This window comes from Paenibacillus sp. MER 180, from assembly GCF_023713665.1.
Classification (GTDB): Bacteria; Bacillota; Bacilli; order Paenibacillales; family Paenibacillaceae; genus Paenibacillus_B; species Paenibacillus_B suaedae.
This window is the reverse complement of record NZ_JAMAVT010000002.1, coordinates 302,401-315,567: the sequence shown is the minus strand read 5'-3', so window position 1 is coordinate 315,567 and position 13,167 is coordinate 302,401. Positions and strand designations below refer to the sequence as shown.

The 13,167-nt window shown below is 52.1% G+C and carries 4 protein-coding genes; all 4 read right to left on the bottom strand.

The window, feature by feature from the left end; genetic code table 11:
- Nucleotides 1-351: 351 nt before the first annotated feature.
- Genes M3661_RS04020 through addB form a run of 4 tightly spaced genes read right to left on the bottom strand, consistent with a single transcriptional unit; the run spans nt 352 to nt 13,094 of the window.
- A complete protein-coding gene (locus tag M3661_RS04020) occupies nt 352-3,951 on the bottom strand; it encodes an AAA family ATPase (protein ID WP_251482564.1) in 3,600 nt (1,199 codons plus the stop codon).
- Nucleotides 3,948-5,147 (bottom strand): exonuclease SbcCD subunit D, encoded by a 1,200-nt coding sequence (locus tag M3661_RS04015; RefSeq protein ID WP_251482562.1) that lies wholly within the window; start codon nt 5,145-5,147, stop codon nt 3,948-3,950. Before M3661_RS04015 ends, M3661_RS04020 begins: the two co-directional genes overlap by 4 nt.
- A 35-nt stretch (nt 5,148-5,182) precedes the next feature.
- A complete protein-coding gene (locus M3661_RS04010) occupies nt 5,183-9,514 on the bottom strand; it encodes a UvrD-helicase domain-containing protein (RefSeq protein ID WP_251482560.1) in 4,332 nt (1,443 codons plus the stop codon).
- A complete protein-coding gene (addB, locus tag M3661_RS04005; protein ID WP_251482558.1) occupies nt 9,492-13,094 on the bottom strand; it encodes a helicase-exonuclease AddAB subunit AddB in 3,603 nt (1,200 codons plus the stop codon). Before addB ends, M3661_RS04010 begins: the two co-directional genes overlap by 23 nt.
- Between the last annotated feature and the right edge of the window lie 73 nt (nt 13,095-13,167).

Here is a 13,167-nt window from a genome sequence, read left to right as displayed (position 1 = left end):
ATTCAGGCTGTATGTCTCTTAATTTGGCGTACCCTTATCATAGCAAAAAAAAGAAGCCTGTCCAAGTGATCTCTAAAAAGCAATAGCGTTTGTATGCGCATATACCGTACTATGAGGTTGGAATTTATCAAAAAAAGAAAAAAAGAGAGCACCTCGTACCCCGCAATTGCGGGCAGCGCGTCAGCGCTGTGAGCGTACTGTTGCTGCAAGCATCGCGACTCTTGTTCATTGATCACGACTGTTTGCAGACACAATACGATCACCGAGGTGCAAATAGGAAAATTATTGATGTCGGCTGTCTGTATTATAACAGCCTGTTGAAACTGTTACTGTGAGCTAGTTCACAACCATCTAATTCGTTTCCATTACGATTCGTGACCCTTCTCCTGCTTGTTCTGCCGGTATGACAGCCAGCTTTCTCGCCAAGCGAGCACGCAGCTCCGGAACATGGCTGATTACCCCAACTGACAAGCGATCCGAATGCAGCTTCTCCAGTGCGGTAACAACCGTATCAAGAAGCTCAGGATCGAGTGTCCCGAATCCTTCATCAAGGAAGAAGAACTCGAGAGGGTACTTGCCTCGTAATTGAATCTGAGAGGACAGTGCAAGAGCCAGTGCAAGCGAAGTCAAGAAGGTCTCTCCTCCCGATAGTGTAGATACCGGTCTGCGGATACCTCCATTGCCATCATCGCGGATGACGAAGCCCCCGCCAGAATCCACTTCCAGCGCATAGCGCTGCTTCGTTAATACCTTCAATCGTTCTGACGCAGCGCGGCTAACCTGCATAAGCTGTTCTTCCGCAATAAATTCAACGAAGGCGTTACCACGGAATACAGCCTGCAGCTGGTGCAATCGGCCCGCATATTCTTCGGTGCGCGAGCGTGCTTCCTCAAGTTCTGTCCAGCGTGCATGCTTGCTACGTAACTGCTCCGCGTCCCGCTCTGCCTTTGCTTTCCGAGCAAGGGCTTCCTCTGCCGCTGCTTCGGCCGCCACTTTCTTCTCGCTGCAAGCGTTCCACTGCTCGTCCGTAACCACTGAAGAACCTATTCGCTCTTGCAATCGATTCAGCTGCGAACTGACATCCCGAACTGAATCGTGATAAGCGAGCAGCGTTTGCTCTAATTGTGAGGTGAGTTCTTCTGTCATCCGAGCGGCATGCACATCTGAAATTTCTGTAAAGGAAGACTTCGACAGCAGATCTTGAAGTCGTTGACCGCTCACTTCTACCTGCTCGGCCAGACTCGTCAAGGCTTGCGCAGCAAGAGCCGCCTGACGGCCTGCAGCTTCGCTTGCAGCCCGTAACCTTTCAGCCTCGTCCGCTGTTCGCTTAACTCGTTCACGAAGCTCCGCTAGACGAGCTGATGTAGCTGCTGCAAGCTCCTCTATGGATTGCTTCTGCAGCCATGGCTTCAACCGAGTCTCGTAATCCCCTAGTAGACGGGCAACACCATTACACTCCGCTTGCGCATTGACACGCTCAACCTCAGCAGCTTGACGCTCTTTCGTGTATTGAAGAATACGTTCTTTCGTTTCCTCTATATAAACCGTACTCTTCTCCAGCCGTTCCCGGCAATCGCTCACAACTGCTTCTCGTGTACTCCATTCCTGCTGCAAAGACGGCATCTGCGCAAATTCCCATTGGAACGCTTTGTAACGAAGATTCCATTCCTCATGCTGCTTGCCAATATCCTCTTCGGCTTCCTTCCATGCACGATTGGCGTCACGCAATGCCGCATCTGAAGATTGGTAGCTTGATGACAATTGCTGCAGCTCCCACTGCTTGCCTGCAGCATCCTTCAGCAGTTGCTCCATAAGGCCTTCCATTGCACGAGCATTCTGGATGAATGACTGCACGTCTTGCTGTAGAGCTGTCAACTGATTCTCCACTGCAGCCAAATCCAATTCTTTAACATCTTTGTACGTGTGTGATCCTGCTTGCTCTAATGCTGCTCCTTCGCCGGCTTGCAGCGGCGATTCACCTTCCAACAGCATGTCCTTGTTATCTGAACCGAACGATTGCGCGGCAGCAAGCTCGGTCATAGAGTCTCTCCACGAAGAATGTTCGCCTCTCAGTTGGTCTTCTTCAGCCACTGCTGACAACTGATCGCGTATCAGCTGCGACGCTCGCTCGGACACTTCCTGCAGACGCTGCATCCAGGTCGAGAACTGTTCACGACTACGAGCTGCTTCAGCGTCCACATCCAGCAGCAATCGGCTCGATATGTTCTTCAGTTGCTCCCATTGTCGCCAGCGCTCGTCTCCATTTGTAGAGTTGACCTTAGCACTCGCATGTACATGGGCGGGGGCTGGATGTTCCTTCGATCCGCATACCGGACAGGACTCATTATTAACCAATGACAATGCTAGCTGGACAGCCATTTGCTCCGCTGTTTCCTTCCACTGCTTCTGGCGCTCATCATCCATTGCCGATTCAACCTGGATTAAGAGATGGGTCACTTGCTCGCGAAGCCGTCTCCAGCATGTTCTTGAATGAAGCCCCTCTTCCAGTTTATGCCGAATCGTCCCAGCTGCGGACAACAGCTCTTCAAGCTTATCATTAAGCTTGCGATTGACAGCTTCTGACTGTGCTTTATGCTTCATTCGATGGTCATTCAACTCATTGGAGCGTCCTTCCATGAACGTGATCTTATCATAGTAAGAGATCGCCTGATGGAAGTGTTCCTGCTCCTCGGCAGTCTTGACATGTGCCGCAAACGTCGTTCGAAGCTCCTCTTGACGTGCCGCCGCCTTCTTAAGCAGCTGCTCTGATCGTTCAATATCAGACGCTGCAGAGTCATAACGTGCATGGGCACTCTCCAAGCGGAGCTTCCATTCGCCCTCCTCCTTGCGCAGACGCTCGCATTCCTGCTGCAGGCGAACTGCCTCTTGAAGCTGCTCACTCCGACGGAGCAATTCCGGCTCTTCACGCTCTTGAACGTGCTTCGCCTCCTCGGCAGCAGTCACAGCCTTCTGTGCATCCGATGCAGCGATACCCGCTTGTTCTTCACGAGATGCATGCTCTGCCACAGCCATGTTCCGCTTTACAATCAACTGCTCCGCTTCCAAGGCAACAGGTGCAATCCGCTCTGCCTCTCTCGCACGATTCAGCTTCGTTTCCTCTTCTGCGCGCTTCGGCGCCTCATTCTGCAGCTCAGACATTCTTCTCGATATTCGTGCATGCTCCTGTTGAAGCTCACGCTGCTCAGCCATAGCGTGATACTCCTGCTCAACAGCCTGCTTGGACGCCTTCGCCAGTTCCGCCTGTTCCGCCGCTTCAGTCAATGCCTGTTCTGCACTCGCCAGCGCTTCCTGCGAGGCATCACCCAATCCCTGCTGTTCAGCCGAGTAAGCCATCAGTTCGGCTTCAGCATCCTTGGCACGACGAGATATACGAGCAGACAGCTCATCTCCGTATTTCTCAAGCGAGAAGAGACGCTGAAGCATTTGACGTCTATCGCTGCCCTTAAGCGACAAGAACTCTGCGAACTTGCCTTGAGGAAGAACGACCGCTCTTGTGAAGTCATCCATTTTCAATCCAATGTGCTGTTCAACACAGCGAGTTACCTCAGCCAGCTTGTCAGCTAAGACGACCTCGCCTTCAGGCGTAATCTCAACAAACCGACTGACCGAGTTGCTTACTGTAATATCGCCCGTCCGCTTGAACCTGCGCTCTACGCGGAACGCTCTACGCTCCCCAGCACCGTTCAACTCAAATGTAAACGCAACGGACAATTGATTTTCCGCCTGATTCAATATGCCCTGCGTGCCATTCGTAGCTCGCTCTACCTTCCCATACAGTGCGAGCGTCATCGCATCCAAGATCGTAGACTTGCCGCTTCCTGTCGGGCCAAATATACCGAATAAACCTGTCTCGCACAGTGTTTGGAAGTCGAGGCACTGCTCTTCTCGATAGCTTTGCAATCCTGCCAGCTTCAACTCGATTGGCTTCATGCGCCTACACCTTCCTTCTCCACCCCATCTTCTCCGATCAATTCCAAGAAGCAGTCCACTAATGCATCATCAGGCTTGGCTCCTCCAGTCTGACGCTCATAGAACCTCCGGAACAGTTCATGTACCGGTAGTTCACTACGGCGTCCTTCTTCAGCCGCAATTCGTTCAATCTCTGGATAAATGGGACGAATATTGACGATACCTTCATGATTTCGACGCAGCTTCTGAATCTGCTCTAACGTCAGTGCTTCTGTAAGATGAATGCAGACATCCAGCCAAGCACCAGCATCCTTGCCCTCCTCAATCCAGCGAAGCGTCTCTTCATACCCACCGCGAACATTCCATTTCATGAGCGGCTTGCCGGAAGAGAGGAATCGCTCCTGAGGAACAGCCTCCTGACCCGGTGCCAAATCCAGCAGAGTGACCGACTTCGCCTGACCCGCCTCTGAGAAGCTGTAGCCGAGCGGCGATCCACTGTAGCGAATAACCCCCGGCCCCTTCACTGCCTGTGGCCGATGTAAATGGCCAAGTGCACTATACTGCGGTGCAGCAGGAGCTCCCATACAAGCGAACACGCTTGGATCAACAGTATAAGCTCCACCCACCTGAATTGGGCGCTCAGAATCACTCTCCAGTCCGCCAAGAACGTACAAATGACTCATAATCAAATTAACGGTAGAAGGTCGAAAATGCATGGCCTGATGAAGCAGCAGCTTCCCTACCTTCGCGCTGTATGCACTGCGCAGCTCATGTTCTTCATTGGAGGCTGTAAGCAGCTCTCCTAATCGCGCCTCAGATGGATAAGGCAGCCCTGCAATAACTGCATCTTCCCCCGTTCTCGCACAATGAATGGTCACTGGCTCCAGACTAGGCTGCCCGATTAGCGTCACGCCAAGCTCATGCACGAGTGGCGCTGATGCCGATAAGCGATCTGGGTGGTCATGATTCCCGGAAATAATTACGACCGGGCGCTTGCCCTGCTGCGACAATCTGGCAGCAGCCTCATAGAACAGCTGCTCTGCCGCAGCTGGTGGGTTAACCGAATCATATACATCCCCTGCGATCAGGATCAGGTCTGCCTGCTCTTCATCCGCCAGCTGTATGAACTCTTCGACGAAAGCAGCCTGTTCGTTTAGACGGCTCCTACCTTCCAGCGTCCGCCCAAAGTGCCAATCCGCTGTATGCAAAATACGCATGGTTGTCTCTCCTTTCTTCCTGCGATTCTAATAGACTATAGTTCACACGCTTGCTTAGCATCGAAAAAGTACAGCACCTTACGGTCGACTGGACGATGCCATATCTGTTCGATTGCACGTGCGTATAAATTCAACTGGAAACGATAATGCTCCGTTAGTGCCTCTAGGCCGCCTCGATGTGCAAGCACCTTATCTGTCTTATAATCGAGCAGCACGAGCTGCCCTTCCCATTCGAACAGGCAGTCTATGACCCCTTGAACAAGTACCGTCTCCTGATCAAGCAAGCCAGATGTGTCTCGTGCCGCGAAGGTCGAAGTTGCGACAAACCGCTCCATCGACGATTTCCCCGACCGATCGTTGTCCAGCGTTGGTTGTTCGCTAGAAACTGGCTCAGCTACCGGCACATCTTCATGAGCAGGGTTCTCCTGAGCGAGATTGCTATTTCCGGAACCGAGATGCAGCTGTCTCGTCAGTTCGATCGTATAAGCTTCAGCAGCTGTCAGACCATAGCTGAACGGAAGCTCTCGCTTCACCCATGTTGCCTGCAGAAGTTGACGGCCAACCTCACTCTCGAAAAAGCCAGCTACCGCAGCTTGATCAATCGCTTCCGCCTGCTTGTCCGTCATATATTGATGCTGTACCAAATAGAGCAGAGTATTGTGAACAGTATCTATCGTCACATCCGAATGCAAAGGCATATGCTGCATAAAGAGATGATATAACGTCCCCCGTTCCGTTGGCGTCACCTTGCTAGCCTCCATAAATTTAGGACGGCGCAGATGCAGCGTGAAGCCCTCTTCACTCTGAGGAGAAGATGTAGCGGAGCCATTCCCCCCTGATGTCTCCAAGGAATGGCCATTGTCCATAGTTGTTTCATTTCCAGCCATCGCTCTATCGACCGGCTCATGCTCGTCGGTACGAGGCTCTGAAATCCATTGGTCGGCTGGCCATTCATCCGATGCCGCCATCCGTTTCATTTCCGTGACTGAAGTCTTCGCTGGTAGTAAAGTTGCAATCCGATTCGGATCCCGCCAGCGAAGCCGCTCATCCAGCGCAGCTTGCCAATCGCTTGACGGCATGTTCTCCTGCACGTCCAACCGCTCCAATGCCTCAAGCACCTGCGCCTTATCCTCATCCAGTTCCACTCCGCCGAGTGCTGTACCAGATGCAAGAACCGCGGCGGACATAATTGACAGTCTCCACTCCGAGCGATCGTCATGCAGGCACTCCCCGTTCCGATTCGGAAGCCCCGCGAATCGGCGCCATTCCGACGCGGACATATGTCGAATAACAGATGGCCCGATCCAATCCATGTAGGAACGTGCCCGTGCCACCATATAATCAGGCAGCAGCAAGGACTCTACATCGAGTGCTTCTCCCCACTCCCGAATTGACTTCTCTGGATCATTGACAGTACCGATTAGAATCATCTTCTCCTTCGGTCTTGTCAAGGCGACGTACAGCACCCGCATCTCCTCAGCAAGCAGTTCCAGTTTCATTTGCCTGCGAATCGCCAAGTTCGGAAGTGTCGGATAAGAAACTCGGAGCTCTTCATCTACGAACTTCGGCCCGAATCCGAGCCTCTTGTGCATCAAGAATGGCGAGTTCAAGTCTTGCTGATTGAATCGCTTCGAGAGTCCTGCAACAAAAACAACTGGAAACTCTAGCCCTTTACTCTTATGAATCGTCATAATGCGAACTACATCTTCTTGTTCCCCTAACGCACGAGCAGTTCCCAAGTCTCCTCCTGTATCGCGCATGCGGTCAATAAAGCGTAGGAATCGGAACAGACCGCGAATGGAAGAGGATTCGTATTGACGTGCCCGATCATATAGCGCTCGCAGATTGGCCTGCCGCTGCATACCTCCTGGCAATCCGCCTACCCATTCGTAATAGCCCGTCTCTCGGTACAGTCGCCATATGAGCTGCGATAGACTTCCTTGACGTGCCGCCGACCGCCAATGCTCCAGCTTGTACAGAAAGCGATACAGCTTATCCTGCAAGTCAGTGTCGCTTGATACCTCCTCAGCTTCTTGTTCTCCCGCTTCGGTTTGCATCGTTTTACACACAGCATCATAGAAAGAAATACCCTTTCCCTGAAGTCGAACTTGTGCCAGCTCTTCTGCCGTAAGTCCGACAATCGGAGAGCGGAGAACCGCCGCCAATGGAATATCCTGCTGCGGATTATCAATAACACGAAGCAAAGAGAGTACAACCTCTACCTCCGTAGCCTGAAAATAGCCCGTATTGAACTCGGCGTAAGCAGGAATGCCTTCCAATCTCAGTTCTTCTACCATGAGCGGTGCCCATGCTTGCGTCGCCCGAAGTAAAATTACAATATCCCGATACGTCGCTGGACGCATTCGCTTCAAATACTTATCGTACACGAGGAACGGTTCTGTTCCTTCATCCCCGAGAAGCCTGCGGATTTTTGCCGCAATTGTCCGCGCCTCAAGGCGTGCTGTTTCCATCTCAGCAGGATCAAGCGCTTCGACAGCCGCAGCTTCCACATCTGAATCAATATCCTCATTTTCATCGGAGGCCAGCTCTGCATCAGAACTTGCACTAGCCTTCTCAATGAGCACCAGTTCGGTTGCATAGTTTTGGCGTTCTGCAAGCTGCTCCATATTCGGCTCGCGCTGAGCAGCACGCAATTCATCGCTGATTTGTTCCAAGGTTGGATAAGTCGCCCCGCAAACGAGCTCAGCAGCTTCATCATATTTCAGCTCAGCTACTCGGTCATTCATGATCTGGCGGAACAGCATATTGACCGCATCTACTACACCCTGTCGGCTGCGGAAATTGCGTGCCAAATCAATGCGTATCCCCTTCTGCTCGGAGCTATCTGAAGAATAAGATTCATATTTGCTCAAGAACAGACCTGGTTCGGCAAGGCGGAAGCGGTAAATACTCTGCTTAACGTCCCCTACCATGAAGCGGTTGCCAGCGCCGGAACGCGTAATCAGATTCACAATCGCTTCTTGAACCATGTTCGTGTCCTGATATTCATCGAGCAGGATCTCAACGTATTGTTCTTCATACTGTCTAGCTGCTTCTGAAGGAATCGTATGAGCTGGTGTCGAGTCTGGATGGCGCAATATTCGAAGGCAGTAATGCTCCAAGTCCGAAAAATCCAGCCATCCCTTCTTGCGCTTTGCTTCCTCAAAGCGTTCACCGAATTCAATGACAACATCAGCCAGCGTATGCATGATTGGGGCTATCACGCTCAGTTCCTGTAGAAATTGCTCTGGTGTTCTGCGGAACAATTCGTCCCGCAGCTGCTGCAGCCTCGCTTTTGCTTGGTCGCGAAGACGTTTCACCTGCTCCTGCAGTGATTTATCGTACTTATCTCCCCGGCAAGCAGCCAAACGGCCGAACGCCAATAAGTCAAATGAGGAGAAAAGCCTCTCCCATGGTTCATGTTCAGCGGCCTCAGCCAATGCAGCAGCACCTGACAATTCCTGAATTAGTGCCTCCCGATAGGGCTCAGGGCCTCCAGGAGCGTCCAATAATCGATACGCCTGCCGCAGCAGTTCTACAATTCCATTCAAGGTCAGGCGTGCATCCTGCATAACACTTGTCGTCCAAGGTGACTTGCCCAGTTCTTCCACCGATTGCACCTCGAACGAAGCGGCCATCTCCTTCATCCATTCATCCGGCCATGGATGACTGCGCGAGAAGTCGAACAACTGCTGCACTAAGCGGAATGCGGCTTCATCGCTGCGTTCCCCGCTGAACCAATCAACCATTCGCTTGAATTCCGAGTGACCGTCCGCATAGTGCTGTTCAAACAATTCCTCCAATACGTCCTGCCGCAGCAGCTCTGTCTCCGTGTCATTTGCTATGCGAAAGGCCGGATCGAGCTGCACCGATTGGAAATGGCGCTGAATAACCTCCAGACAGAAGGAATGCAGTGTCGTGATAGAAGCGCGATTCAATAGCGCCAATTGGCGGCGCAGATGCTCAGAATCAGGCTTCGCCTCCAATTCCCGCTCCAAGGCAAGCCGAATACGCTCTCTCATCTCGGATGCAGCCGCCTTTGTAAAGGTTGCAACAAGCAGCTGGTCGACATGAACGGGTTGTTCTTCATCACTAATCGTCCGAATAATACGCTCCACGAGAACCGCTGTCTTCCCTGATCCAGCAGCAGCCGCGACAAGCACATTTTGTCCCCCGTCAACGACAGCACGCCATTGTTCATCTGTCCAGGTGCTTCCTTCCGGCTTATCTGGCAGCACCCTTACTGTAGGCGATGCCTCTACAGCATCCGAACGAGACTGTGTCCAATTCAGCAGATCGAACTCCAACTCCTGCTGCCGCTTGCCGCCGAGCGCTTCGTCCCCATTATGATTCTCGTTCTGATTCATTGTCCGCTGCTCCTCCTTCCATCTTCATCCACACTTCGTCCTTCGTCATCCGCGGCAATACATGATAGTCGTTGCCTTCGGTCAACTCATCGAATTGACAAACTGGCTTATAACTGCAAAAATCACATGCCTTCTTCGTCCCAAGGCGATAAGGGTCTATCCGAACATCACCATCTGTAATCCGGGTTCCGATATCTTGGATCACATGGCGAGCCGTTCCCCGCAGCATATCCCATTGCTCCGTAGTCGCAACAGATGCATTGCTGTAGAACGACCCATCCGCCTTCACCGCAACCGGGAGAATGTCTGAATACCCTTTTTCAAGCGGCTCATCCATCAAGGACACAACTTCGCGATCCGCCAGGACGAGTCCACGCATTTTATATTTCTTCATCATTTGCTCATAAGCTTGCTCCACACTCATTCCATTCGCCGCCTGCAACAAAGGATTGTGAACATGGAAATAGAGTGTGCCAGCAGGCAATGCCGACGAGCCGAGCCACAGTTCCGCATACGTAATCAATACATCCAAATAAGTGAGCATTTGCAGCGACAGACCGTAATACACTTCCTGCAGCTTCAAATCTGTCGAACTCGATTTATAGTCAATGACGCGAAGCAGCACGCCGCGGTCACTGTCCGCCTTGTCCACCCGGTCAATCCTTCCGATGATCTCCATCGTACATCCATTGCTTAGAGTAAATCGAAGCGGTGGCAACGGCTTGTCCGGACCAAAATCCATTTCCAGTCCAATTGGCTCAAACTGACCTCTGCGAGCATGCTCTCCAAGCACGGAAGCAGCACGGCCAACGATTCGCTTCAGCTTGAGCGAGATATGCTCATAACGCTTCGAGCTAAGCAGAATCTCCCCTTGCAATTTTGGGGCAAGCATATCCACGATACGATCTGCTTCTGCTCGACATTCATCCGCCGACAGCGCTGCCCAAGTTCGATTCGAGCTCTGCAAATCTATGGCAAAGCGGCTGAGCGCTGCGTGGAACAACTGCCCGATGTCTGGAGCCTCCAATCGATATACCCGACGTTCCTTCAACTTCAAGCCATGGGAGGCGAAGTGCGAGAACGGACAGGCTACGAAGCGCTCCATGCGAGACACACTGGTTCGCAAGGCAGTACCGTACAAGTGACGGCTTGTGGTCGGAGTAAGTGTCTCTGCTTGATTCCGATACAATAGCGAGCCCATCAGCACCTTCAGCCGATCATGCCATGCTGGCTGCGCGGCGAACCAGCGGTATACATCCCACCATATATTCGCCATTGGTCTTCCTTGGCGCCACTGTCGCAGCTGAACAATCAGGTGTTTCAGCGCAGATTCCGGATAGACAGCGAATTCCGATTGCTCCTCCTCATTCATGAATTCATTCGGCTCAGCCATGACGAGCCGCTCTTGTACACGTGGGAACATGCCGCGTACATGCCGAACCACCTCGGACGGCAGCAATGTCTTCCCTTCTTCATCAGCGAGTGCGTAGCTAATCCACAGACTGTCGCTAGGCGTCGCGAAGGACTGATAAATTAAGAACCGCTCGTCCAGTAGCTTGCGGCGGACGCCAGGCGCGAGTTCCATGCCTATCTGCTGCAGAGTGTCCCGTTCATGCTCCGTAAGCACGCCATCTTCAATCGGACGAGCCGGTATAACGCCATCGTTCACGCCAAGCATATATAAGTGCTTAATTTGGCCGGGTCTTGTCCGATCCATTGAAGCAATGAGTACTTGATCCAGCGCTGGCGGAACAAGCGCCATCTTGATGCTCTCAAATCCGGTATCCAGCATGCCGCCGAACAATTCAATGCTCATCTTCTCTTCGCCGACCATCTCTACCATTTGATCCAATATATCTAAGAGAGCCCCCCATATTTGCCGATGTTCCCGTGATAGTTGAACCTCTCCGTCAAGCAATGCATCTTGGCTCATGCGCTCCAGCTTATGAGGCACACCAAGCGCCATCCAGAACGCATACATAGCCTCGCACATGCCGCGAACGTTCGAGCTCGCCTTCATTGCGCGTGCAAGCTCAGCAATCGGATCGGCAATGATGCTGCGGCATTGCTCCACCCACTCTGGAGCATGTCTTGGCCGTTCAACAGACTCAGCTTCTTCAGTTGTGCCTTCCGCCGCTCCATCCGCATGATCAGGATCAAGCGACAATTCCGGCATTGCAGGCCATGGACGGTTGCTTGTCCACCTGCCTCCTTCGATGCCGCATGCAAGCACATAGTTCTCCAACTTGTCAAAGTGCTCTCTTGTAATCGAACCATCTTCGGACAGCAAAAAATCGGTTTTGACAAACCGAAATACTGCGTCGTATTTCCAATTGCCTATTATGATATCAAGCACCGCTCGCGTCATCTCAACAAATGGATGATGCAGTACTGATTTCTTCTGATCTGTAAAATAGGGAATCCCCGCCTCGGTGAATACCGTATCAATCAGCTCACCATAATGTGCAATGTTCCGCACCATTACCGCCATGTCCCGCCAGCGTACCTGCTCGTTGCGCACACGCCGCAGCATTTCCCCAGCAACCGCTTCAACCTCGGCGCGGCGATGTACTGCCGCCTGCACCGTAACCTCTCGCTTCGTATCGTGATCGGACGCATGGCTATCCTTGCTCTTCACATTAACTTCCGGCTCACGATAGGGCACTTTGCGTTCAAAATGCCGCTCCAGATGAGCAAGCTTCGGAGAAGCTGTATAACGAGGAAGTGGCGCTTCCTTCGAGTCAAGATGCGTTATGCTTCCGATGTCCACGCCAAGCGTATCGGCCATCTCTAGCAGCTTCAGCATAGTAGTTGCCGTTGGATGGAACAAATTCAGCTCATGCGGAACTTCGCCAAGCGCATAAGCCTTATCCAAACACAGCGTCACACTTACATTCGGCGCATGGAGAATGAGCGAAGCGAGAACCGCATATTCTTGTGGGGTAAATCCGTGAAACCCGTCAATCCAAATATCAGCGCTCTTCACGTACTCCGATGCTGCAACACCCTCGGACAACCGAGCAAGCACGTCTTCCCCATCCAAGTAGCGACCAGCCAATTCCGATTCAAACTCATGCAGGATGCTGGAAATGTCGCGAAGCTTCGCGGATAACAGCGGTTGTCCTGTCATGTGAGCGTCCAAAAAAGCAAGATGCTCCTCAACTTCACTGGACTCTACTCGATACCGCTTCATCTCATCAAAGAGATCGTTAAGCTTCTCGATAAATCCGAATTGTTCTGCTGCACCCGCAAATAAAGGCAAATCTGACTTGCGGCGCTGCAAAATCTTGTAGAGCAGCATCTTCTTGCCCTCTTCATTGATCGCTGTTAGTGCAGTGCCGCCAGCCTCTTGCATGACGCGATACGCAAGTCGCCGGAAGCTTAGTACTTGCGCTCTCAATATGCCAGCGATTCCATCCTCACGAATGAGTGCATGCTCTGCCTGAAAGGTTGCCTGTTCGGGGACTATCCATATAATCGGTGCCCCGTCCGCTTGGCTGCGAAGCTCATCTCGTACGCTTCTTAACACATGCTCCGTCTTGCCACTGCCGGAACGACCGATGACAAAATGCAACGGCAAAGTGATCCCTCCATTTCCCTAAATGCGATTCATGGCATCTACTTGCCACGATATGATACACTATGATCAAACC